Source organism: Candidatus Binatia bacterium (assembly GCA_036504975.1).
In the GTDB taxonomy this organism is placed as follows: Bacteria; Desulfobacterota; Binatia; order UBA9968; family UBA9968; genus JAJPJQ01.
The window spans coordinates 1-22,028 of record DASXUF010000073.1 but is presented as its reverse complement, the minus strand read 5'-3'; the positions used below and the strand labels follow the sequence as shown (position 1 = coordinate 22,028).

At 57.5% G+C, this 22,028-nt stretch carries 26 protein-coding genes and 1 riboswitch; of the genes, 6 read left to right on the top strand and 20 right to left on the bottom strand.

The genetic code is table 11. From position 1 onward, the window contains the following. A partial coding sequence (locus VGL70_09260; protein ID HEY3303707.1) for a hypothetical protein occupies positions 1–213 on the bottom strand: 213 nt, incomplete at its 3' end. Positions 214–480: 267 nt separating this feature from the next. On the opposite strand from VGL70_09260, the gene VGL70_09255 reads away from it, so the two are divergent. Beyond that, entirely contained in the window at positions 481–1,380 is a 900-nt protein-coding gene (locus VGL70_09255; GenBank protein ID HEY3303706.1) for a LysR family transcriptional regulator, read from the top strand. Positions 1,381–1,420: 40 nt separating this feature from the next. On the opposite strand, the gene VGL70_09250 is transcribed toward VGL70_09255, so the two are convergent. Then, complete coding sequence (locus VGL70_09250) at positions 1,421–2,356, bottom strand: extracellular solute-binding protein (protein ID HEY3303705.1); 936 nt, start codon at positions 2,354–2,356, stop codon at positions 1,421–1,423. Between the two features lie 376 nt (positions 2,357–2,732). On the opposite strand from VGL70_09250, the gene VGL70_09245 reads away from it, so the two are divergent. Further along, on the top strand, positions 2,733–4,556 hold the full coding sequence (locus VGL70_09245) for a VWA domain-containing protein (protein HEY3303704.1): 1,824 nt from the start codon (positions 2,733–2,735) through the stop codon (positions 4,554–4,556). An 80-nt stretch (positions 4,557–4,636) separates the two neighbouring features. Here the strand turns inward: VGL70_09245 and VGL70_09240 are convergent, their stop codons facing one another. The 7 genes from VGL70_09240 to VGL70_09210 all read right to left on the bottom strand — a co-directional run bounded on the left by VGL70_09240 (position 4,637) and on the right by VGL70_09210 (position 11,254). Next, on the bottom strand, positions 4,637–4,978 hold the full coding sequence (locus tag VGL70_09240) for a hypothetical protein (protein ID HEY3303703.1): 342 nt from the start codon (positions 4,976–4,978) through the stop codon (positions 4,637–4,639). Positions 4,979–5,570: 592 nt separating this feature from the next. After that, positions 5,571–6,299 carry a sulfite exporter TauE/SafE family protein gene (locus VGL70_09235; GenBank protein HEY3303702.1) on the bottom strand — a complete coding sequence of 243 codons (729 nt, stop codon included), beginning with the start codon at positions 6,297–6,299 and terminating at the stop codon, positions 5,571–5,573. Beyond that, entirely contained in the window at positions 6,296–6,730 is a 435-nt protein-coding gene (locus VGL70_09230) for a universal stress protein (protein HEY3303701.1), read from the bottom strand. The genes VGL70_09235 and VGL70_09230 overlap by 4 nt, the downstream gene beginning before the upstream one ends. Continuing rightward, the gene (locus VGL70_09225; GenBank protein ID HEY3303700.1) at positions 6,723–7,886 is read right to left on the bottom strand and encodes a cation:proton antiporter; all 1,164 of its coding nucleotides are present in this window, start codon (positions 7,884–7,886) and stop codon (positions 6,723–6,725) included. Before VGL70_09225 ends, VGL70_09230 begins: the two co-directional genes overlap by 8 nt. 15 nt (positions 7,887–7,901) lie before the next feature. Continuing rightward, positions 7,902–7,964: riboswitch (Fluoride riboswitch) on the bottom strand. 73 nt (positions 7,965–8,037) lie between these two features. Continuing rightward, a complete protein-coding gene (locus VGL70_09220; protein ID HEY3303699.1) occupies positions 8,038–9,288 on the bottom strand; it encodes an MFS transporter in 1,251 nt (416 codons plus the stop codon). Further along, positions 9,269–10,072: a hypothetical protein gene (locus VGL70_09215; protein ID HEY3303698.1), complete on the bottom strand. Its 804-nt coding sequence runs from the start codon at positions 10,070–10,072 to the stop codon at positions 9,269–9,271. The genes VGL70_09220 and VGL70_09215 overlap by 20 nt, the downstream gene beginning before the upstream one ends. A gap of 6 nt (positions 10,073–10,078) precedes the next feature. Then, positions 10,079–11,254: an FIST N-terminal domain-containing protein gene (locus tag VGL70_09210; protein ID HEY3303697.1), complete on the bottom strand. Its 1,176-nt coding sequence runs from the start codon at positions 11,252–11,254 to the stop codon at positions 10,079–10,081. Between the two features lie 95 nt (positions 11,255–11,349). Here VGL70_09210 and gloB point away from each other — a divergent pair, with 95 nt between their 5' ends. From gloB to VGL70_09195, 3 genes are read left to right on the top strand one after another with little or no spacing between them, the layout of a single operon-like run. Next, positions 11,350–12,126 (top strand): hydroxyacylglutathione hydrolase, encoded by a 777-nt coding sequence (gene gloB / locus VGL70_09205; protein HEY3303696.1) that lies wholly within the window; start codon positions 11,350–11,352, stop codon positions 12,124–12,126. Between the two features lie 29 nt (positions 12,127–12,155). Beyond that, positions 12,156–12,656 (top strand): DoxX family protein, encoded by a 501-nt coding sequence (locus tag VGL70_09200; protein ID HEY3303695.1) that lies wholly within the window; start codon positions 12,156–12,158, stop codon positions 12,654–12,656. Next, positions 12,656–13,765: an aldo/keto reductase gene (locus tag VGL70_09195; protein HEY3303694.1), complete on the top strand. Its 1,110-nt coding sequence runs from the start codon at positions 12,656–12,658 to the stop codon at positions 13,763–13,765. Before VGL70_09200 ends, VGL70_09195 begins: the two co-directional genes overlap by 1 nt. Positions 13,766–13,803: 38 nt before the next feature. Here the strand turns inward: VGL70_09195 and VGL70_09190 are convergent, their stop codons facing one another. The 11 genes from VGL70_09190 to VGL70_09140 all read right to left on the bottom strand — a co-directional run bounded on the left by VGL70_09190 (position 13,804) and on the right by VGL70_09140 (position 21,068). Next, positions 13,804–14,856, bottom strand: coding sequence for an MBL fold metallo-hydrolase (locus tag VGL70_09190; GenBank protein HEY3303693.1), 1,053 nt, complete (start codon positions 14,854–14,856; stop codon positions 13,804–13,806). Between the two features lie 176 nt (positions 14,857–15,032). After that, positions 15,033–15,641 carry a methyltransferase gene (locus VGL70_09185; protein ID HEY3303692.1) on the bottom strand — a complete coding sequence of 203 codons (609 nt, stop codon included), beginning with the start codon at positions 15,639–15,641 and terminating at the stop codon, positions 15,033–15,035. 22 nt (positions 15,642–15,663) lie between these two features. Continuing rightward, a complete protein-coding gene (locus VGL70_09180) occupies positions 15,664–15,924 on the bottom strand; it encodes a hypothetical protein (protein ID HEY3303691.1) in 261 nt (86 codons plus the stop codon). Between the two features lie 239 nt (positions 15,925–16,163). Then, positions 16,164–17,105: an aldo/keto reductase gene (locus VGL70_09175; protein ID HEY3303690.1), complete on the bottom strand. Its 942-nt coding sequence runs from the start codon at positions 17,103–17,105 to the stop codon at positions 16,164–16,166. Between the two features lie 34 nt (positions 17,106–17,139). Beyond that, on the bottom strand, positions 17,140–17,538 hold the full coding sequence (gene msrB, locus VGL70_09170) for a peptide-methionine (R)-S-oxide reductase MsrB (GenBank protein ID HEY3303689.1): 399 nt from the start codon (positions 17,536–17,538) through the stop codon (positions 17,140–17,142). Between the two features lie 17 nt (positions 17,539–17,555). Further along, positions 17,556–18,047, bottom strand: a complete 492-nt coding sequence (locus tag VGL70_09165; protein HEY3303688.1) for a YajQ family cyclic di-GMP-binding protein — start codon at positions 18,045–18,047, stop codon at positions 17,556–17,558. Positions 18,048–18,401: 354 nt separating this feature from the next. Continuing rightward, complete coding sequence (locus VGL70_09160; protein HEY3303687.1) at positions 18,402–18,731, bottom strand: 4a-hydroxytetrahydrobiopterin dehydratase; 330 nt, start codon at positions 18,729–18,731, stop codon at positions 18,402–18,404. A 230-nt stretch (positions 18,732–18,961) separates the two neighbouring features. Then, positions 18,962–19,153, bottom strand: coding sequence for a hypothetical protein (locus VGL70_09155; protein ID HEY3303686.1), 192 nt, complete (start codon positions 19,151–19,153; stop codon positions 18,962–18,964). Positions 19,154–19,161: 8 nt separating this feature from the next. Further along, on the bottom strand, positions 19,162–19,554 hold the full coding sequence (locus tag VGL70_09150) for a DUF983 domain-containing protein (GenBank protein ID HEY3303685.1): 393 nt from the start codon (positions 19,552–19,554) through the stop codon (positions 19,162–19,164). A gap of 47 nt (positions 19,555–19,601) precedes the next feature. Beyond that, complete coding sequence (locus VGL70_09145; protein HEY3303684.1) at positions 19,602–20,504, bottom strand: TraB/GumN family protein; 903 nt, start codon at positions 20,502–20,504, stop codon at positions 19,602–19,604. A gap of 291 nt (positions 20,505–20,795) precedes the next feature. After that, positions 20,796–21,068, bottom strand: a complete 273-nt coding sequence (locus tag VGL70_09140) for a hypothetical protein (protein HEY3303683.1) — start codon at positions 21,066–21,068, stop codon at positions 20,796–20,798. A 147-nt stretch (positions 21,069–21,215) separates the two neighbouring features. Between VGL70_09140 and VGL70_09135 the strand changes: the two genes are divergently transcribed. After that, a complete protein-coding gene (locus VGL70_09135) occupies positions 21,216–21,920 on the top strand; it encodes an SDR family oxidoreductase (protein ID HEY3303682.1) in 705 nt (234 codons plus the stop codon). The last annotated feature ends 108 nt before the right edge of the window (positions 21,921–22,028 follow it).

The following is a 22,028-nucleotide window of genomic DNA, read 5'->3' as shown; positions in this document are numbered from 1 at the left end:
TTCCACCTGAACGTAAGGGTATCGTTGCATAAAGGAGTCCAGTAACGGTTTGGACTCCGTTGCGGCCATGGACGTGTACCAAACAAGCTTCCTCTCTCTTTTCGCCCCTTCGACGAGACTGGCCGTATGGTCGGATTGGCCCCATACCGAATCAGGAACAAAGAAAAAAGCAAGGCCACAAAGAACAGTCAGGGAGATAATTCTTACCATCATGCTCTCGCTTATTATCCTGCTTCGATGGCCTTATACTTATTAATATTCTCATTGCTTCATTGTCAACGGCTTCTCTGGCGGTCAACGCGGCGGCGAATCTTCCCGAGCAGAGGGCCGCCAAGTTAGCCGAAGGACCGGATGCTACCAAAAACACGATGCAAATTCTTTGCCTTATAGGCCAATCGAATGAATTGTATTCGAAGAAACATTCTTGATTTCTCACTTGGACAGCGAGAAACTCCCGATCAAGCTATTAGGAGAATGTTGATGACACTGTGGCAGTTAAAGACGTTCGCGACAGTGGCTAAGGAAGGAAGCTTCACCAAAGCGGGAAAAGTTTTGCAGATCAGCCAACCTTCCGTCTCCTCGTTAGTCATCAGCCTGCAAAAAGAGCTTGGGGTCAAGCTCTTCGATAGGTTGGGTGTAAAACCCCACCTCACCGAGGCCGGCAGACTGCTTTTGAAGCGCGCGGAGAACGTGCTCGCCACGGTCGAGAAAATTCCGCAAGAGCTAGAGGAAATAAGGGGCCTAAAGAAAGGCCGTCTCCGTATTGGGGGTTCGGCGTTGGCCGCAGCATCTTTTCTCCCTATGGCAATTCAAATGTTCAAGAAGAACTACCCCGGTGTTGAAGTCGTGATCAAATTTCAAGCGGGCGAGATTCTTGAACAAATGCTAGTAGACGGAGAACTCGATATTGCGATTATGAGCCGGCGTCCACATTCTAGTCTCCTACATAGTGAGCCCTATCGTGAAGAGCAGATAGTAGTGATTGCCCCGCCGAGACATCCGCTTGCCAAACGGGACTCCGTTCCTTTAAAGCTTCTCGGCAAGGAACAATGGATTCTTTATACAAAAGGGACTCCGGTTCGCGAGATGATAGAATCGAAATTTGCCGAAATAGGATTTTCTTTGACACCAACGCTGGAAGTTGATGTTCAGTTAGGCGCCAGAGACGCGATTAAAAACGCGGTGGCAGGCGGTTTGGGCATCAGCCTTCTTTCGAAGTGTCACGTCCTATCAGACCTTAAGGCCAACCGATTGAAGCTGATCAAGGTTTCAGGTCTCGATCTGAAGCAGCCTCTCTATCTCACCGTCCAGAAGACTCGCCGAGGATCTCCTTTCGTCGAAGCCTTTATTGATTTCTTACGGCGCTATCCAAAGGAGTGATGCGGCCTTTCGGGGCCATCGCCAGCTTTTGGAACGTTCCCTATTTAGTCCCCAGTAAAACTTGCATCTCCCCTAAAGCCGCTTCGTAGTCCTTCGCCATGTGAGGATCGCTGGGAAGGAGCCTTAGCCCTTTCAAAGAAACCGCTTTTGCGTCGACATTCTTATGGGCGGGAATCGCCTCTTGATCGCGAAGCAGGATTTGCCCTTCGCGCGACAAGGCAAAGTTGATGAAGACCTTGCCGGCGTTGGGATGGCGAGCATTTTTGGCCAACGCGATCGGAACCATGTAAGTGACGACAGGTTCTTCGAAAATCCATTGCACCGGCGCTCCCTTTGCCTGCTCCCGCGCCAGCGTGTGGGCGTATATATTCGACGCCAGATGGTATTCTCCGGCGGTCAAAAGCTGCACCAAAAGAGTGTGCCCTTGTTGGACACCGGGATTTTGGGTCGAGAGGCTTTTCAGAAAAGCTCTGGCTTTTTCTCTTCCCATGCGCCGCTGTAGGTTTAGAAACCACTCCGGATCCCGAGCATGGATGCCAATTTTACCTTTCCACTTGGGAGAAAGTAGGTCTTCATATTTCTTCGGAGCTTCGCCGGGCGAAGTGAGTTTCGTGTTGTACCCCATGGCGCTCAACAATAGTAGAAGACTGGTCCAATGCCCTTCAGGGTCTTTGACGCCGTCGGCATAAAAAGGGCTGGCCTCGGGTACGAACTTAGCGGTCAATCCCCTATCCTTAATCGGCTGAATCTTTATTCCCGCTACGGTGAAAACGTCTACCGCGTGACGCCCGGCCTGCGCCTCGGCGAGAATGCGCTGCATAATTCGCTCGCCGGTCGCGCGAAAAAAAGACACTTTTATATGGAGATATTTCTTGCTGAAGCCGTCCGTCAGCGCTTTAATTTGATCGCTGTTGAGCGAACTATAAAAAACCACTTCCCCTTCCGGCTTGGCCAACTCCTCCAAAGATGCAGCCAAGGATGGGGACACCCACAGAAAAACTAGCAAAACCGTTGTTACTGTCTTCATAATAGGCAAGCCCTCGACAGAAAAAAGGCTCGAAACAAAAAAAAACGATCAGAGAAACGCGCTTTATATGAATTGGGACCACGTTAGGCCCTTTGGTTAGAACGGCTCAACCCTATATTCCCTTAGTCTCCATGTCAATGAGCTTTTTTAAAAGCTTCTTCCATGGCTTGACGGAGTGGCCCGAACGCACGTCTCGTAGAACTTCTTGATTTCACCATTTCAATCGGAGAGAATCGCAAGCGTTTTCTACGTCCTATCGACTGCCTCCTACGACCTTCTTTAGTCCTATTTCCTTCTACTTTCTTCTGAGCTATATTGACCTTCGATGAGAATCCATCGCTACACTCAGTGGGACGGCACGCAGCAGATCCGCTTCCCGACTTCCGAGGACCTGCTCAAGCACCTCTCCGACAATTTCCTGGAGGAAGAAGGCGTGCGCCGGGCGCTCCGAGACTTGATGCGCCGCGGCGTCGCCTCCGAGGATGGGCTCCGCTCGGTCAAAGGGCTGAGGGATATCCTCCGCGAAGCCGAGGAAAAGAAGAAGGAGCTGCTGGAGAAGTATTCGCCGGATTCATTCAAGCTCACGCCCGAAGAGGCCAAAGCGCTCAGCGACAAGCTCAACAGCCTGGCGGAAAAGCTCGAGGCCTACCACGAAAAGATGCGCAACTTCATGGAGCGACTCTCCGGACGCTACGCGCAGAACATGGACGAGCTGGCGCGCAAGATGCAGGAGGGATTCGAGCGCTACCAGGAGCTGAGAGAGCGTCTCAAAGAGCAGCTATCGCAGAGCAAGATGAAGCGGCCGCAGAATCTGACGGGCCAGGGCCAGCAAAACCTCATGGACATGCTGGATCGAATGAACCGGCTCCTCGAAGACGAAAATTTTCTCAAGAACCTTCCCAATATGCTGGATGCGGCGGTGGAAGATCTGGACAACCTTCTGGAGAATTTGAATTCCCTCACGCAGGAACAGCTGGGCCAGTTGAGCGACGCGCTGAATCAAATGGACCAGTTGCAGCAGCTTTTGAACCAGTATCCGTTCCAGGGCTCCGAGAGAATGGGCATGGGCGAAGCCGGTCAGATTCTCGGGCAACTGAAGCGGTTGGAGCAGTTTCTCCGCTGGGGACAAAGGGGCATGGCGGATATCGCGGATCTCAACCTGGACGATATCCGCGAGCTGCTGGGGGAAGAAGCCTACGAGCAGCTCAAGTATCTGAAAGGCATCGAGGGCATGCTGGAAGAGGACGGCTACCTCGTCCGCACCGGCCAGGGCCTCAAGCTCAGTCCCAAGGGCATGAGAAGAATCGGCGACAAAGCGCTCAGAGAAATCTTTCAGATGCTCAACAAGAACCGCTGGGGCGACCACAACACGACCTTGAAAGGACTGCAAGGCGACACGCTGGAAGACACGAAGAAATACGAATACGGCGACCCGCTCAACGTCAATATCAGCGAGACGCTGATGAAGGCTCTGGAAAGGGGCGAACGCGGCGTGCCGTTAAAGATCGGACCGGAAGATTTCACCGTCCACCGCCAGGAATTCTCCAGCGACTGCGAGACCGTGCTGCTGATCGACGTGAGCTATTCGATGCTGATGAACGACGCGCTGCACGCGGGAAAAAAAGTCGCGCTCGCGCTGCACCGTCTGATCGAGACCAAATATCCGCAGGATGTGCTTCACCTCGTGGCTTTCCGCTCCAACGCCAAAGTGATCCGCGCGCAGGACCTGCCATCGATCGTGGCCATCACCTATTTCATGGAGCACGGCACCGACATCAAAGAGGCGCTGCGCTATTCGCGCCAGATCCTGGGCTCGCAGAAGGCGGCCAACCGTCAGATCATCCTTATCACCGACGGCGAGCCGACCGCGGTGACCCTCGACCGCGGCGGACGGCTCCACAGCGGCTGGGGCTCCGCGCTTTTGCACGAGCGGATCGTCCAGGAGACGCTGAAAGAAGTCCGGCGCTGCACGCAGAGCGGCATCAAGATCAACACCTTCATGCTCGGCACCGATTTTTATCGCCGCGGCTTTATCGATCAGCTCTCGCGCCTGAACACCGGACGCGTCTTTTATACCTCACCCGACCAGATCGGCAACTACATCGTGGTCGATTACATCGCCAACAAACGCAAACGCATCGGGCGTTAGCGCCGCGCATCGGGGAGAGACGCCTCTCCCCGATGCCGCGCACCCCGCATGCCGGGCGACGAGAAACCGTTCAGCCCAAACTACTCGCCATCCCGGACACGCTCCATCTGGTTCTCGTTCATCTGTCTCTGGACTTCTTCCGCGCCCAGCGGGTCATGATCGCAGGGACCGTAGAAGTCGATGATATTGCCCGAGTCGGGGCGCTCAAGCCTCGGCCGGTCGGTTCCTAAAGTTTTCTCGTCGATCGCGGGAAATTTCATGTGACAATAACCGACCGGAGCGCCGGGAATCTCTCCGACGACCCTGGGAGGAATATCCTCGCGAACATCTTGAAGCGCCCTCGCAGGAACCGCATTGAAGGCCAACGCTCCAGCTAAAATCACGACAAGCAGACAAAATACACCCTTGGTTTGATGCAACATTTTTAGACATCTCCTTTTCCTTGTTCTTATTGGGGGCGCGCGCCGGTCACTGGGTGAAATCACGCGGTTCGCGGCGCGGAAAGCGCCCGTTGTTGAGCGGACTATCCGCTTCAAGAACCGGCGCAGATCAAAGATTGAGAACGGAGAGAAATAGATTGGTGGAAACTTTGGGAGCGAGAATGAGCCGGGGCAGAGAAAGCGCGCGAAAATTGAGTAAGGCGTCCTCGACGCGTCTTTCCTTCGAGGGCAGGTCTCGCGATGGAGTCCGGGCAGGTTCCGAAAAAGCGGTCTCCTTGTCGGCAAGCGGCGTTTTTTTGAACGCCTCCCGCTCCGTCGTCGGAGCGCCACTCCGTTCGAAAGCGCGCGCACCGACCGAGATCTCTGCGCTCGAGAAATTTCGCATGCGCGCCGCATGACTCAACTCAACGTAGAAAACAACGACGCAGAAAAACAGAAGAACGATCAGAACGGAAGGTTTCTTTCTCCGTGAATACATACACTCACGAATAACAAGCTCGTTCTGAATGTCAATGCATCTCGCTCGAAAAATCTTTGTTGACGATCTTTCTTCGCCATGCCGTCCCCCTACGGTCTATCCCCGGATCAGGAATAGAACGCCCGCGACGACGAGCGTAAGCTCGACGAGCGCGACGAAGAGCCGCTCGGGCAGGCGGTCCAGAAGTTTTTTTCCGGCGAAAGAACCGACGATCATGATCGATCCCACGGCGAGTCCCGCCACGAGACCGGCGGTCGTTAGAACCGCCGCGCTGCCGTAAGCCACCAACTTGGTAACGTGCATCACGACCGTAGCTAGAGCTTCCGTGCCGATGAGCGCGCCTTTGACAAGTCCGTAAGCCAGAAAGAAAGGAATCATGATGGGTCCGACGCTGCCCAAGAGCGCCGAGAGAAAACTGAAAACGGCGCCGATGAAGGGGAAGGCGCGGAGCGGAAGCCTTCCCGCCGGGCGTTTGCCGCTATGGCGGTAGATCACAACCGCGATGAGAAAGACGCCCAACAAGCGGGTGAGAAACGAGAGCGGCGCCGACGCGAATAGAAATCCTCCGGCGAGCGCGGCCGGCACGCCGCCGGCGGCGAACCAGCCGACAACGGGCAAATCCAGCTCGCGGCGATTGAACCAGACGCGGCTCAGGTTCCCGACGAGCTGCGCAACGGTTAGGATCGGGATCGCGTCGCGGACGCCGAAGATCGGGACGAGGATCGGCAGCAAGATCGCCGCCCCGCCGAAGCCTGCGACCGCGGCCAGCACCGAGGCGACGAAGGCGCCGCCGCCCAGGAGCAGGATATCGGAGCTTCCGATCATTCGGCCGTCTCGCGTCTAACAACCAAGACCGAGCAGTGGGCGCGATCTACCACTTTATCCACGGTGGCCCCGAGAAACCTTCTCCTCATGGCGGAATGAGGGTTTGTTCCTAGCGCGATGAGATCGGCGCCCGATTCCTCTGCAATCCTTAAGATCACATCGCCCGGCTTGCCAAAATCTATGCGGACCGTCGCGGACAAACCCTGTTGTCTCAGACGATCAGCGGCGTCTTCCATGATCTTCGAATAGTAGCTCTTTGCTTGCTCTCTAGCCTCTTCCGCTTCGCTCACCGTCTCGGCATATTCCGGGATTCTGCCGACCGCGAGGAGCAGAAGCTCGGCCGCGGCGGCCTCAGCCATCTCTGTAACCTTGTCCAACGCAAACTTGGCGCCGTCCGAGCCGTCGTAAGCGACGAGAATCCTCTTAAACATTTCCCTTCCCTCCTTTTTGCGCAAACAGAGCCTCGCGTTCCTTCCCTTTCGGCTCGAAGAAGGTCTGAGCGATCACTGTCGGGACAATAGCCGTTAAAATCACGGTGACGACAAGAACGGAATACTGATCTTGCGTGATGATTCCGTGCGTCAGACCATAGAGCGCGGAGATCGTTCCAAAAGTGAGGCCGGTTGACATCATCAGGTTCGTGTAAAGATTGACTCTTCTGGCAAACCCGAAAGCAGCTCCGGCCGGATAGAGGCCAAGAAATTTCGCCGCGGTCTTGGAGAAAAAGAAGAGGACGATGAGTCCCAGGCTTGCCAACACGGCCCTCAAGTCAACCAGGCTGCCGGCCTTTAGGAAATAAAAGGGCGTCAGCAGAGCAAAGGTCGTGGCTCGCATGCGTCTGATCAACTCCTTGTTTGCAAGAAAGGTATCCGCGAGAACCATGCCCACGAGGTACGCGGGCAGCACTCCTTCGCTTCCTCCGCCGACGGCCAGGTATGCAAGCAACAGCAGAACGAGATAAACATACTTGACCTCCGGCTCGCTCGAGTGGGCGTTGACGCGAATCAGATAGAAGCGGGTGAACTTGGGCAACGAGACCAGCGCGACGATCGTAATCCCGACAAAAATCCAAAACTGCGGACCAAAACTGGTAAAGAGCAATCCAAGAGCGATCACGGTCCCGAGATCGGTTACGAAACAGGCGGCAAGGATAAGCTTACCGATGGGTTTCTCGTTGAGACCGCTCTCCAGCATGACGGCATAGACCACCGCTACGGACGTTGTCGACAAGGCCAGGCCCGCGATCTGCGCGGCGCCTTGTTCCCAGCCGAGAAGGAACTCCGCTGCGAGCCAGCTTAAACCAAAAGGAGCGGCAAAACTAAGGATGCCGAGAACCAGGCTTTCCTTCCAGAACTTTTTTAACGTCCGGCTCTCAAGTTCCGCGCCGGCCAGGAAGGTTAAAACAAGCGCGCCGAAACTCGCCAGAAAGTTGACCCACTCCTCAACCCTTGGGCGAAACGTGTTTCCGGCCGCGATGCCGACGATGAGTTCTATGAGAGCGACCGAGATCCCCAGCCTCAAGGAAAAGAGGCTGGAGATAAGGGCAAGAGCGATCCATAGGGACGCTTCCCACCAGAGCTGTTCCATGACGCTACCTCCTGAATTGAAGTAGGCGTCATCAGCCTCGGCGGGCGGTTAAAGGAGAACGCCATCTCCGCGAACGAGTTCTTATAACACGGTGAGAGGACTTATCTCAACGCCGCCTCTAGAACCTCGCAAACGCTTCGACCTATTTTCTTTACCTTTTTTCCGGAATCAATAGGAAAAGACACGAAGACGCGCACGCCAGAACCGCGCCGAAATAGAAAGGCGCCGCCGGGCCGAACCATTGCCACAAGAGCCCGGCGACAAAGCTCGCGGGGAAAACAGCGACGCCGATCGCGCCGTTGAAAAGACCGTAGGCGGTTCCCCGGCGCTCCGGCGGAACGAGGTCCGCCACCAGAGCGCTCGCCGCTCCCTGGAACGCGCCGTGGTAGAGTCCGTACAGAACGTAGAGCGCCACAACCTGCCACGCCGTCGCGGCCGCGCCGAAGCCAAAATAAATCAAAGCATAGATCAGCCAGCCGCAGATGATGAGCTTGCGACGGCCGAGACGATCAGAGAGAATTCCGGCTGGAAACGAGGAGAGTGAAACCACCAAGTTGAAAGCAGCCAGTAAAAGAAAAATTTCCGTTGTCGAGAGTCCGACCGTTTGGGCGCGTAGCATCAGGAAGGCGTCGCTGGAATTGCCGAGAGTGAAAAGGACGATGACCCCGAGAAAAGCCTTGAACCGACGATCGAGGCTGCGCCAGCCGACGAATCCTTCCTTTGCGAGTTTGGCGCGCCGACCTGCGGGTTCGCTGACACCAATCGCCAATATCAATACGGCAGCGAGCCCTGGGATCACCGAGAGCAAAACGAGCGCCTGATAATTTGCCCGCGTGAGAGCGCCTCCATCAGACGGCATCACCGACAAGATCCAAGCCGCAACGAGAAGTCCCACAACGGCCCCGACCTTGTCCATCGCCTTGTTGAAGCCGAAGGCGCGGCCCCGGTGCTGCTCTGGGGTGACATCGGCGATAAGAGCGTCTCTAGGGGCGGTGCGAATCCCCTTGCCCGCGCGATCCAGAAAGCGAACCGCCAGGACCAGCCCCCAGGTGTTTGCGAAATACAACAGCGGCTTGGTCAGACCCGAGAGGCCGTAACCCCATAAGGTGAGAGCCTTCTTCTTCCCCGATCGGTCGGCGAGGTATCCTGAAGCGATCTTCAGCAGGGTCGCCGTGCTCTCGGCAATCCCTTCGATGAAACCGATAATGCCGGTCTTGACTCCGAGGACGTTGGCGAGAAACAACGGCAGTGTGCGAACAGCCACCTCGCTGCTAAGATCGTTCAGAAGGCTGACTATGCCGAGAACTTTGACGTTGCGATCGAGAACCCGTAGACCCGTATGTTGTCTGTCTGCAAGCTCTTCGCCGTATGCGGGCAAGCTGTTATCGCCCTTTCGCAACAATCCGCCGCCAGATCTCGTCGATGGCATATTGAAGTTCCGGGCCGGCCTTTGCGCGCTGTTCGTCCAGATATTCCTTGGCAGCACTACCCATGAGAAGGATAGCCTGCTCAGCCATACCCCGCACGATCGGGTCCGGGTCTAAAAGCTTGGTCGCCTGGCAAATCGGCCGGACGCCGCGACGGAGCTGGGCCGACTCGGAGACCTTTGTCAGCGCGCCGGCAGGATCGAAGGTGAGCGCAACGTTAATCTGTCCGCTGTTGCCTCCTTGCGGATTCACCACAGCTTTGCCCGAGACTTCGAGACCGCCATCCTTCAGCGCGCCGACCTGGATGGAATCCTCGGAGAGTGAAAAGCGGAAAAACCCATCCTGATAGAGTTCCTGCGCAAGCTGGAGCCACGCCGCGGCGGTGTCCCTGGCCTCGGCCTCTGCCTTAACCGGCGCAAGAGCGGCGCGGAAAAAGTTCTTCAGCTTCTCCGTATCGACTATATTCTCGACCGATCCATCCGGCTTAACCATGAAGAGATTATTTGCCTTGAGCGGATCTGGAGGGGCCACCGCCACCGGATACTGCCTAAAGCGAAGCACATAAAACGAATATCCGCGGAACTCGCGGCTGAGTGCTTCACTTTTGACGGGAGTCATCTGCCCGCGTTCGGCGCCCTTAAATTCTGCGAGCTTTTTTGTGAGCGCATCCGGCATCTCTCCGGCCGATACGGCGTCGATCGAGAACGACACAACAGCAGCAGTGATTAGGAGGCGAAGAACGCATAAATAGTCAAGCATCCTGTTCTACTTTTCCGTGATCAGCGTGAGCACGCCGGTGTAGGCGAGCAGATGATTCTTTCGTCCGAGCGGGCCGAGCTCGAAGCTGCCGAAGAGACCGATCAAGGGAAATTCGCCGAGAGCTTGGCGGATATACGCGACGTCGATGCCGTCCATCCCGTACAGCGAGCTGCCGCGCGCGCAGCAATTGAAATAAAAACCCAACGCCGGAGACTTGCCGCCGAGGCTCTCAACCTGGCGCCCGAGCATCTGGCCCAAGTCTTCGCGCGCGCTCTCGGCGTCGCGTAAGGTAAACACCATGCGCTCGCCCTCGAAGATCTCCTCGGCGACGGCGAGGACTCCGGCGCGCGGATCGAGACCGACGATATTCCGGACGAGGTATTCTCCCGGACCGACGCTGTTTTTGCCCGTGTCTACCGGCAGACCGACGAAGATATAGGCCAGGGCGCGTCCGAGATTTTCCAGCAGCGGCCCTTTGACGATCCGTGAAAAGACCTCGAAAGCGGGACGGTTGTCGATTTCGAGAATGAGATTGCCCTCGGTCTTGGTGATCGTCATCGGCGCGCTCACCGGCCGGCAGCCTTGGGTGATTCCTATCCGGCTCGTAAACGCGCCCGCGAGGGAGAAGCCTGCCAGCGCGTTCGTGGCGATCGTGTGCCCGTAAAGCTGGAAGGTCTTGCCCTGACTTCCGTTCTCGGACGAGCCGGCGCCGACGAGAGGGACAAAGCCCCGGGACTCTTCAATGCCGCGAAAGAGCGCGCGCGGCTGTGAGTTGTACGCGTCGGGAAACACAACCAGGAGAGACTCTTCGCCGGCGGATGCGTTTCGGCCGAGCTCGGCGCCGATTTCCGTGTCGCGGCCGGAGAGCGGGTGATGCAAAAACGCGCGGGCGCACGTGTCGTCCGAAGCCACAACCATGACGGCAAGCCCGGCCTTTCCTTCGATCTCGCCGTCGATCGTTAATACGCCCACTCCGCTCGAGCCGACGATCTGGTCCGTTCGGGAGACGCGCTGGAGCGCGGCGACGAGCTTCCGCCAGGAGGGAAGATGATCGACGGAGAAAAAAACCAGGACGAGATCGGCTGCGGAAATACCCGCGCGGCTCATGGCCCGCGCAGCCGCCTCTTCCGCGGCCCGCTCGGTTGACGGATGAGAAGACTGTCCGACGCCGGCGCGAACCATGCGATCAATCTAGCACAAAATCGGTCCTCAAGCGCGGGAGTTCTTGAGTGAAGCTTCTCTTGTCGCTGCTTTGTAATCTGCTATAAAGACACCGCATGAGAGTCGTTCAGATCCCGCTTCTGCGCGACAACTACGGCTACCTGGTCGTGTGCGAAGACACCGGCGAGGCGGCGGTGATCGACCCCTCGGAGGCCGAGCCGGTTCTGGATCGGATTGAAATAGAAAAGGTTACGGCCAAAGCGATTCTCAACACGCACCACCACAGGGATCATACCGGCGGAAACGCGGGCATCATCGAACGCTTGGCGCGCCGGCGGCTGGAGGTCTACGGCCATAAGAACGATAAGGACAGGATTCCCGGTCTGACTCGAGCCATCGACGAGGACGATCAAATCGAGATCGGCCGGCTCAAAGCGCGCGTGCTTTTTATTCCGGGACACACGACGGGACACGCCGCTTACCTCTTCGGCCATAGTCTTTTTTGCGGCGACACGCTGTTCACCGCCGGATGCGGCCGTCTTTTCGAAGGAACGGCCGAGCAGATGCACGCTTCGCTCCAGAAGCTCATGCGCCTTCCCGACGATACCCTAGTCTACTGCGGCCACGAGTACACCGAAAAAAATCTCGAATTCGCCTTGACGATCGAGCCGGATAATCCGAAATTGTCCGACCGGCTTAAGAGAGCGCGCGCTATGAGAGCGCGGGGGCTTCCGACGGTTCCATCCACGATAGCGGAAGAAAAGGAGACCAACCCCTTTCTCCGCTGGGATAGCCGTGAGATCCAGCAAAATTTGCAAAAGCAGTTCCCCAATCTGGCTTTGAATCCGGTTTCCGTGTTCGCACACATTCGGCGGCTCAAGGACCAATTCTAAGCGGAGGCCGGCGCCTCCAAGGAGGGAACATGAATCTGTCGGAGCGTACCTATCTATGGCACGTCGTGCTCATGCGCCTCTGGATCGGCTACTACATGCTCTATCAGGGAATACGAAAATATAGTCGGGATTTCCCCCACACCGACTGGATCGGCACACAGATCGGCGATCTCAATAAGATCGAAATTTACCCCTGGTACAAGTCCTTCCTGATGGACGTGGTGGTTCCCAACAAGGAGCTGTTCAGCCATCTCGTGATGTGGGGCGAGATACTCGTCGGCGCTTGCCTCATCTTGGGACTACTCACGCGCTGGACCTCCGTCGTAGGGCTCTTCATGCTGGTGAACTATTTCTTCGGCCCCGGCATGGCCAGAGGAGGCGCGCCGATGGCGCAGCAGCAAACCTTCATCGTCGCGTTCGTGATGTTCATACTCTCCAATCCCGGCAGAACGTTGGGCCTGGACGGCCTGGTGTTTCGAAGAGAACCGGTGAAACCCCAACGCCGCGTTTCACCCGCGGGAACCCGATAATGGGCCACTCCGGTTGGGCGACGGCGGAACAAACCGCCGCCTATCGCAAACGGTTCGAGGGCAAGATTCCCGGCGAGCATTTCCGCGAATCTCAAGGACTCCTGCTCTCATCGATCGGCATCGGCACCTATCTCGGCAACCACGACTCGGCGGCGGACGATCTCTACCGGCGCGCGGTCGTCCGCGCCGTCGAGCTGGGTTGTAACGTGATCGACAGCGCGATCAACTACCGCTTTCAGAGGAGCGAGCGCGCCATCGGCGCGGCGCTGAAAGACTTGGCCGCAAAAGGATTCGAGCGCGGCGAGATCGTCCTCGCCACCAAAGGCGGCTTCCTTCCCTTCGACGGCTCTCCTCCTCCGGACATGCGCGGCTACTTTACCGATACGTTCGTCAAGCCGGGCATCGCCGCGCCCGCGGACCTCGTCGCCGGCTGCCACTGCATGACGCCGTCGTATCTCATCAACCAGTTGGATACGAGTCTCGGTAATTTGGGCGTCGAGTGCATCGACATCTATTATCTCCACAACCCGGAGACGCAGCTCGCCGCCGTGGCGCGCGAAGAGTTCAACGGCCGCTTGTTCAAAGCCTTCGAAGTATTGGAGGGCGCGGTCGCGGCGGCGAAGATCCGCATGTACGGGACGGCGACGTGGAACGCCTACCGCAACGATTCCGGCACGAAAGAATATTTATCGGTCGCCGAGGTCGTCGAGGTCGCGCGCAAGGCCGGCGGCGACAACCACCACTTCAAAGTGATCCAGCTCCCGTTCAATCTCGGCATGACCGAGGCGCTGACAAAGAGAAATCAAATCGTCGCGGGAGAGCAGCTATCGACGCTGGAGGCGGCGGACAGTCTGGGCATCGCCGTGATGTCGAGCGCGTCGATTTTACAGGGCCAGCTCGCGCGCAATCTGCCGCCTTTCGTCGGCGAAATCTTCGGCGGCTTCCAAACCGACGCGCAGCGCTCGCTCCAATTCGTCCGCTCCACTCCCGGAGTCACGACCGCGCTCGTCGGCATGAAGCAGATCCCCCACGTGGAAGAAAATCTCAAAACCGCCGAGATCGCCCCGGCGGCGTGGGAGCAATACGCAAAGCTCTTCAAGGAATCGTAGAAATCGCCGCGGGTACCGGCGTGGGTGGATCGGGGACCTTACGGCGTTTGCTCAACTCGTTCCACCGGCAGGTTCTGGTCGTTCCACTCCAGCATTCCACCCTTGAGATTCGAGACGTGCTCGAAGCCGAGGCCTACCAGGATGGCGGCGGCCGTAGTGCTTCGTACTCCGGCGCGGCAGACGACGATGACGTGCCTCTCCTTGCTCGGCTCCAGCTCCGCGGCCCTCGCGGATAGATCCTTGAGGGGCATGAGCACGCTGCCGGGAATATGTCCGAGTTCGCCGTCGTATTCCTCCGGTTCGCGCACGTCGACGAGGAATGGAGGCGCGGCGGCGCCCAAAAGGCCCTGCACTTCCTTGGGAGTCATCTGCCGGACCTGACTTAACTTGGCCAGCGTCGGGAAGGCGATTCGATCGTCCTCCAGGGCGGATTGATTCGGCTGGAGCACTTCCTGGATCTTGTCCGGCAGAGGAAGACCGAGATTGTTCATGAGAGCGATATACTCCTCGCGCGTCCGGCCTGAAATCCGCGGATTGAAACGTTTCTCCTCGCCGATCGTCGAATGACTGTTGCCGCGATAATCGTGGGCGGGAAACACCAGAGTCTCGTCCGGCAAACGAAAGAGCTTCTGCGTGATGGAGTCGAATTGCTCTCCGGAATCGCCGCCGGCAAAATCGGAACGTCCCGTGCCTCGAATGAGCAGGGTATCGCCCGTGAATACCCGCCCTTCCGTAAAAACGCTCATGCTGTCGGGCGTGTGACCCGGCGTATAGAGCACTTGCAGCTCGATGTCTCCGATGCGATGCCGCTGCCCGTCGTCGACGTGGATTTCCACGTGGGGCGCGGGAGCGCGGCGGTGCATGATCACTTTGGCGCCGGTCAGCCCGCACAGATCGAAGCTGGCGGTACGGTGGTCGGCATGGCTATGGGTATCTATGACGGCGTCGAGCCTGCAACCATAGTACGCGAGAATCGCAAGGTAACGATCGATTTTCTCCCTGACCGGATCGATCAAGGCGGCCTTGCGCGTGTTCTCACAGGCGATGAGGTAAGTTTTGCATTTGCCGTGGTTGAGTTCGCGAAACAACATGGTGAGTCCTCCGAACGCCAGACTGTGTGAAAACCCCGTTCATGGTTCGACATGCTCACCACGAACGGGGTGAGGCGCATTACAATTGAACTGCTTCGCCGTTCGTCCTGAGCGAGTCGAAGGACGAACGACACGTTTTCACACAGTGTGCCGCTCAATTAGGTTCTCTGTCACACTCACGTGGCTGCTGTCTCCAGCCGTCGCCAGATCTGCCATCGTTCCTTACCGGCAAACACCGGAACCGAGCTGCATGTTTTTTCCTCCGCCTCCAGCACGAACCGCCCTTTCAGAAGATCGTCAAGTTCTCCTTCGCCTAAACCGAAGGGTGGTCCACTCTCGTTTGTATCATAAAAAAAGAAACCGATTAGTAGACCGCCCGGACGGAGCAGTTCGAAAACTCGCGCGCAATAAGCCGGCCGCAAGCGCCGCGGCAGAGAGCACAAGAAGGCCCGTTCATAGATGATGTCGAAAGGGATAGTGCCGACGTCATATTGAAAGAAATCGCCGAGACGTACAAGTCGCTGCAACGGCCCTAACGCGTGAGCCGCCGCGCTCACGGCCGCCGGGCTGAAGTCGATGGCGATGACTTCGTACCGAGCCTCATGGAACGCAACAACCTCGTACGCGGCGCCACAGCCGGGGATTAGCACCCGGCCTCCTCCCGCAGCTCCGGCCAGGTACTTGGCCAACTCGTGTGGAACTCCGCCTGCATCCCATGGCATTCGGCCCTCGCGAAATCGAATGTCCCAGAACTCAGGCGCCGATGGGTCGTTCGCCGTTGCCATTGGAGTCTCTTCTGGTGTTTTCCTACGCGCATTCATAGATCCGGATCTCCGGGTCCGCCACCAGGTAGGGCTTCAGTGCGGCGACTACGTCTTTTTGGAAGAGCGTGCTTCCAAGGTAGCTCTCAGCATTTGTCTTCGAGTCGAAGCCGTGAAGCACCTGCACGTCTTCGGTCCTTAACAGCAGATCCTTGGATTGCGCTCCGGGAATGCCGGAGAGAAAAGGCCGTCGATACTTCGAGTAGATTTCCCCGGCAAGCGACCGGTTCTCGGGGGCAATCTTCATCGTGATCTCAAGAAAAGCTTAGAACCCAAAAGAGATCGCCGCAGCGTTCGCCCTGTGGGTAGACGGTGCTCCCGTGCCGGAATGTTTGTATCGTTGCCGCTGGACAGTCGCGTTTGAGATCCTGTTAAAGATAGACCCGCGAGAAGTAAACAACGCTCCAGATTGTTGGACTGGCCGTCATGAGGTGCCGTGGCTCTTGTTCGCATTTCCCTCTCCCGAATTAACCATCATTCTGATGGTTAGTTCCCCGTCACGCAGTCTACTTTTGCGAAAATTTGCTTCAGCTTCTCCGTGACCCCGTTCGGCAGAGGAGGCTTCGCGAGGGACGCGAGGTTTTCTTTTAAATGATCGGCGCTGCCGGTGCCGGTGAGGACCACGTTCACCCCCGGCTGATGACGGCAGAAACGGTACGCGGCGTCCACAACGGTCGAGGCGTGTCCATCATGAATCAAAAAATCCATGGGCGCGTCCGGATTGCAGGCGTCACGCGGGATTAAGCCTTTCGTCCTCAACTCGGCGCACACGTCCTTCAGTCGCTTCGGCTGGCTGAGAGCGCGTCGCACGGCAAACATCACCAACGTGCCGACGCTCTTCTCCAGAGCTTTCGGCAATACTTCATTCCGCGCCGATTGATTCAGCATGTTGAAGCCGGCCATGACGACGTCCCAGTGACCGTCGTCGATTGCTTGCCGTAGCATACGGTGGCTCATGTCGTCGACAAAGGCTTCGGTGAGGCCGATAAAACGAATCTTCCCCTCTTCGCGCATTTTCGCAAGCACCGGAAGCAGCTCCGTCGCGGCGTAAGCATACTCGCCCGGCTCCACGCCGTGCGCGTGATAGACGTCGATATAATCGGTCTTGAGGAGCCGAAGACTCTGTTCCAGGCTTTTCCGCACCTCGCCGGCCGGATCGTTTGGGTTATCCAAAGGAAATTTCTTCTTGGTGGAAATAACGACTTTGTCCCTGGTGAAGGCGGCGACCGCTTTCCCGACGATCTTCTCCGTGCCGTAAACTTCCGCGGTGTCGAGAAAGTTTACGCCGAGATCGAGCGCCTGGCGCACGAGCGTAACGCACTGCCATTCGGATTTGTTGTCCCGCAGGCCAAGACGGCTCGGCCCGCCGCAGCCAAGGCCGGCGACGCTGACTCGTAGTCCGGTCCGTCCGAGGGTAGTGTATTCCATTGGGTTAGGAATTAGGATTGGTAAAAAGCGCCGCTCAGGGTTTTTTCGCGAGCTTGAGGGCCGCCGAATTGATGCAGTATCTCAGGCCGGTCGGTTGCGGGCCGTCGTCGAACACGTGGCCGAGATGGGCGTCGCAACGGCTGCACAGCACCTCGGTCCGGCGCATGAAGCGGCTGTTGTCAATCTCGGTCTCGACGTTGTCCGGCTTGACCGGCTCCCAAAAGCTCGGCCAACCCGTGCCCGAATCGAACTTCGTGTCCGAGCTGAACAGCTCGTTGCCGCAGGCGGCGCACTTGTACGTGCCCTTCTCCTTGCTGTTCCAGTATTCTCCGGCGAAAGCGCGCTCCGTGCCCTTTTGGCGGCACACCTGGTACTGCTCCGGCGTCAGCTCTTTTTTCCACTCTTCATCGCTCTTGCGGATTTTTTCGCTCATGGCGACACAACTCCTTATTAGCGGGCCATATTGCTGAACTGAAGCGGCACTCCGATATTCGCGGCGCGCACGGCTTTGATCACGGTCTGCAAATCGTCGATCTGCTTTCCCGTGACCCGCACCTGCTGCTCCTGGATGGCCGCCTGAACTTTCAGGTTCAAGCCTTTGATCAGTTTTATGAGGGTGCGGGCCGTGTCCGTGTCCACGCCCTCTTTGATGGCGATCTCGCGCTGGATCATTCCTCCCGACGCGGGTTGAATCTCCTTTGCCTCCAGGGCTTTCGGGTCGATCTTTCGCCGCACGAAATTTTCGACCAGCGACTCCTGCACCGCCCGCATCTTCATTTCGTCCTCGGTCACGACGCGGATCTTCTTTTCCTTTTTATCCAGCGTGATTTCGGTCTTCGATGCGCGAAAATCGTAGCGCGTGAGGATCGTCTTCCGGGCGACGTTCACCGCGTTGTCGGCCTCCTGCAAATCCACCCGGCTCACGATATCAAAAGATGCCATGAAATATTATCCCTCCTCAACCTGCTTCTATTCTGGCCAACCCCGGCGGCGGTTGTCAAATGCAAGCGAGCTTGTTTGACGGTAAGCCAGCCGGTATGATCCTTCGAAAATTCAACTCGCGGAGGAGAAGCAATGGCCGAACACTACTACCACGGCGAAAGCTCAAAGCAACTGCGCGAGCGATGGGGGCGGAGGAAGAGGCGAAACCTAGTCCGTAGCCGGGATTATTCACCGTTTCCCTTGGCACGCTTTGCGCCTTTGCGCGTGAGATGCCCTCTCCCGCAAGCGGGAGAGGGAAGGGGTGAGGGTCGCGCCAAGACGCCAAGACCGTAAAGAAAGTTGTTTAACGGCTTGCTAGCGCGCCGCGTCCGCCTTGGCGGCGAAGATGAAATCGCTTTCCGTCAAGCCGTCGATCTTGTGCGTCCAGATGGTGAGCTTCACCTTGCCCCAGGCGAGATAGATGTCGGGATGATGGCCCTGCGCCTCCGCCAGCTCGCCGACCCTGTTGGTAAAATCGAGGGCTTCGCGGAAATTTTTGAAGGCGTACTCTTTTTCGAGATGATGCTCGCCGACAACCTTCCAACCGCCGCCGAGCTTTTCCTGCAAAGCGGTGATTTCTTTGCCTTTCAGCGGCGGCACGCCGCCGCGACAGGGCACACATTCCTTGGCCGCTAGTTCGCTCATGCCTCACCTCCCGAAAGGTCATTCACCGAAATATCGAACAACAAAACAGCGCCGGAGACAAGAGATCAAGGAACTGCGACAAAGAAGAGCAGCGTAAGCAAGGCCGCCGCGAGCAAAGCCCGCGCGCGAATTCCCACGGCTTTTTTGCGCAGACCCGCCGTCAGATCCTCATCTTCTATCTTCTCTTCCCCCGCGTCCAGGTTGCGCGCACCGCGCTTCGCCAGGACGACTCAAGTCTTCTCCCGCGCTTGAAGCCAGCCCAGCGCGGCCAGCCAAAACGGAAGAAAAAGCAGCAGCCGCCAGAGGCGATCGGCGTGAAGCGCGCCGAGCGCCGCCGCCAAACCGACTCCCGCCCCCATCATGACTAGACAAAATCGCAGACGCTTGCAGCTCTCGCGCGGCCCGATATTCGCGCTGTTCATGAAGCCGCCTACTTTGGCACCAACCGGAGCCGAGTCTCGTCGTCGGGGTCGAACAGATAAGCCACGCTGAGCCACAGGCTTCTCGAGTGCCGGAAAAACAGTATGGGGAAAACCGTTGCGAACGCGCCCCATAGAATAAGCTGCTGCCGGAGAGAAACCTCCGCGTAGTAGTCCAGGAGAAAAAAACCGGGAAGAGCGATCAAAACCGTGACCGCGTAGTTGACGTATATCGCGCCCACGAAAAATCCCTGCTCGCGCTCGAATTTAAGCCCGCAGCGGGAGCATTCCGTAAACATGTGAAACCATCCGTCGAACAGTCCGCCGCCGCGGCAGCGCGGGCACTTCAACGAGACGCCGGCGCGGAGTATGCGAAGCTTGCGAGAAAAGCTTACCTTCGCCATATGCAGTTCGGATCCCGGTCAAAATACACCGGAGGCGATCTCGACCGTCATTGCTCTACCGCATAACCCTTGGCTTTGAGCATCTCGATCAGGCCGTCCTTTCCCGCCAGATGGGCGGCGCCGACGACCACGAGGTAGTTCTCGTTGTGAGACAGATAGGACTCGATCTTGGGAAGCCAGGCTCGGTTACGGTCTACGATCAAAGTCCGATAGAGATCCGGATAGTCTCTCATGCCCTGCAACAGAAGCGCGTCCAGCGTCTTCAAGTCGCCGGAAGCCCAGGCCTTGACGACCGCGTCCACCGCCGCTTCGGTCAGATCGGCCTCGCCGAGACTTTGCAGCAACAGAGCCTCCTGCACGCGCTCCGGCAATCCGTCGAACAGGCCCAATTGATATTCGAGCGTCTCGAAGCCATGGGTCTCTTTCCGCTCTTTTTTCGCCTTGCGGAAAAAATATCGGTCGACGCCCTGGCCGGGATCGAAGCCCATGGCCTGGAGCTTCAACCCCAGTACCGTGAGCGCCGTGAGCCACGGCTCGAACTGATTGAAGATTTGAATGTCCAAGCCCAACGCCTTCAACTGCTTCTCGGCCAGCGCGTAAGTGCTCGGCGCTACATGATCCTTGAGCGTCGTGCCATCCGCATACACGCCCTTCAAAACCATGAGCTGCTCTTTCTCGCCGGCGCCCGCGCTCTCCAGGTCGATTTCGAAAACCACTTTCTTAGCGTCCTCGAAGGCTGCTTCCATCGCCCGGTCGAGAGGATAGTTCTGCCGTTTCAAATAATGGATCGATCCCAAAAGATATACGACGTTGTTTTTCGCTCGGACTTTCCACAGCGGCCGATTTTCCGCCGCGTGCGAATGAATCTGGAAAGGGAAATGAACTGCGCTCGTGTAGGCAAAAAAGATGGCGAGGCCAATAACAACGCGTCTGAGTCTATTCGGCGTCACAAAACACTTCCCCGTCTGCCGCTCGTCGGCGACGGCCTTATTTTGTGGCCGCAGTCTCCTGCTTTACTCATATACGACGGGATCGGTTATTAGCCTGCGGGTAAAGGAGGACACCCATCAACCGTGAGTCATTCTCTCACAAGCGAGAAGCCATACTGCCGGCTGCCCTCAACGAAGTGCCGATCGAATGCAAAAGCCTGTTTGCAGCCGGTTCCTTCCATAATCACGAGACTCGAACAGTCGTGTTGGTAATCGCCACCCAGCCCGAGGCATCCACGAACACCGGCTCACTCATTTCTCAGGCCGTAAATAGGCGCGCATGTTCTCAGAGAGATCCGGCGGGCCTTCTCCGATTCCAACAATCCCTAGCGCCCATTCGATATCTTTTTCACTTCTCTTAACGCGCCTTTTAAGCCGTTTTTTAGCCTCCGCCAAGCTGATTCCAATCCGAGCCGAAGGCTTGCGGGCAATTTGACGGGCATACCGGCCGGAGCTTGCTTCTTTCACCATCGGCGCCTTTTCGCTTAAAGCGCTTTTATGAAAAGAGTATTTTTTTGGTTTCACTTGACTCCTCTATTCTTCTTCTTCAACCTTAAGCCTTGTAAACTTAACCCGAGCGTGCCGCTATCATACTCCCAAACTTTTTACACAGGAAGAGGAATACGCGGTCCGCTAAGCGCAAAAGACCTCTACGGCCGTTTGGAGACCGTCATGAAGCTCAAAGACAAAGTCGCGCTCGTCACCGGCGCCGGGCGGGGCATCGGCAAAGCGGTGGCGCTCGACTACGCGCGCGAGGGCGCGAAGCTCGCGATCTGCGCGCGGACGGAGCCGGAGCTCGCGCAGTCGGCGAAAGAAATCGAAGCCATTGGAGCCGAGTGCCTGGCGGTCACGTGCGACGTGTCCGCGGAGGAGTCCGTCGGCAAATTGATCGACGCGGTAGAAAAACGCTTCGGCCGGATCGACGTCCTGATCAACAACGCCGGCGTCATGACGCGGCCGGCGCCGGTCACGGACCTGGAAGTCAGAAAGTGGGATTACACGATCGCCGTCAATCTGCGCGGGCCGTTTCTCGCGACGCGGGCGGTTCTTCCGATCATGACGCGGCAAAAAGGCGGCTCGATCATCAACGTCTCGTCGTCGATCGGCCGCGGCGCCTATGCCAACTTTGCGGCGTACGCGGCGTCGAAGTGGGGGCTGGAAGGGTTTACGCAAACGGTCGCGGCGGAAGTGAGAGGCCGCAATATCCGGGTCAATTCGGTGGAGCCGGGATACGTCGCGACGAAGCTCACCGGCTACAGCGGCGGCAGCCCGGAGTCGGTCACCGGCGTCTTCGTCTTTCTCGGCAGCGAGGAATCGAAGAACATCACCGGAAGGATGCTCAGCTCCTCCGGCTGGAAATCGGAGTTGAAGAAATAGCCCGCTATTTCTTCTTCAAGATGTCCAACGCCGCGTTAGCGTTTTTCACTCCGCTGCCGTGATCGCCGGCGTCGAGATTCTTCTGCGCTTCGTCGAGCAGGCCTTTGG

Coding starts and splice junctions, on each gene's coding strand:
- VGL70_09160 (HEY3303687.1), bottom strand. CDS start 18,731: ATGAGCGAACTAGCGGCCAAGGAATGTGTGCCCTGTCGCGGCGGCGTG.
- VGL70_09155 (HEY3303686.1), bottom strand. CDS start 19,153: ATGAACAGCGCGAATATCGGGCCGCGCGAGAGCTGCAAGCGTCTGCGA.
- VGL70_09165 (HEY3303688.1), bottom strand. CDS start 18,047: ATGGCATCTTTTGATATCGTGAGCCGGGTGGATTTGCAGGAGGCCGAC.
- VGL70_09190 (HEY3303693.1), bottom strand. CDS start 14,856: ATGTTGTTTCGCGAACTCAACCACGGCAAATGCAAAACTTACCTCATC.
- gloB (HEY3303696.1), top strand. CDS start 11,350: ATGAGAGTCGTTCAGATCCCGCTTCTGCGCGACAACTACGGCTACCTG.
- VGL70_09210 (HEY3303697.1), bottom strand. CDS start 11,254: ATGGTTCGCGCCGGCGTCGGACAGTCTTCTCATCCGTCAACCGAGCGG.
- VGL70_09175 (HEY3303690.1), bottom strand. CDS start 17,105: ATGGAATACACTACCCTCGGACGGACCGGACTACGAGTCAGCGTCGCC.
- VGL70_09150 (HEY3303685.1), bottom strand. CDS start 19,554: ATGGCGAAGGTAAGCTTTTCTCGCAAGCTTCGCATACTCCGCGCCGGC.
- VGL70_09180 (HEY3303691.1), bottom strand. CDS start 15,924: ATGAAGATTGCCCCCGAGAACCGGTCGCTTGCCGGGGAAATCTACTCG.
- VGL70_09255 (HEY3303706.1), top strand. CDS start 481: ATGACACTGTGGCAGTTAAAGACGTTCGCGACAGTGGCTAAGGAAGGA.
- msrB (HEY3303689.1), bottom strand. CDS start 17,538: ATGAGCGAAAAAATCCGCAAGAGCGATGAAGAGTGGAAAAAAGAGCTG.
- VGL70_09245 (HEY3303704.1), top strand. CDS start 2,733: ATGAGAATCCATCGCTACACTCAGTGGGACGGCACGCAGCAGATCCGC.
- VGL70_09225 (HEY3303700.1), bottom strand. CDS start 7,886: ATGGAACAGCTCTGGTGGGAAGCGTCCCTATGGATCGCTCTTGCCCTT.
- VGL70_09230 (HEY3303701.1), bottom strand. CDS start 6,730: ATGTTTAAGAGGATTCTCGTCGCTTACGACGGCTCGGACGGCGCCAAG.
- VGL70_09215 (HEY3303698.1), bottom strand. CDS start 10,072: ATGCTTGACTATTTATGCGTTCTTCGCCTCCTAATCACTGCTGCTGTT.
- VGL70_09185 (HEY3303692.1), bottom strand. CDS start 15,641: ATGGCAACGGCGAACGACCCATCGGCGCCTGAGTTCTGGGACATTCGA.
- VGL70_09240 (HEY3303703.1), bottom strand. CDS start 4,978: ATGTTGCATCAAACCAAGGGTGTATTTTGTCTGCTTGTCGTGATTTTA.
- VGL70_09135 (HEY3303682.1), top strand. CDS start 21,216: ATGAAGCTCAAAGACAAAGTCGCGCTCGTCACCGGCGCCGGGCGGGGC.
- VGL70_09235 (HEY3303702.1), bottom strand. CDS start 6,299: ATGATCGGAAGCTCCGATATCCTGCTCCTGGGCGGCGGCGCCTTCGTC.
- VGL70_09200 (HEY3303695.1), top strand. CDS start 12,156: ATGAATCTGTCGGAGCGTACCTATCTATGGCACGTCGTGCTCATGCGC.
- VGL70_09195 (HEY3303694.1), top strand. CDS start 12,656: ATGGGCCACTCCGGTTGGGCGACGGCGGAACAAACCGCCGCCTATCGC.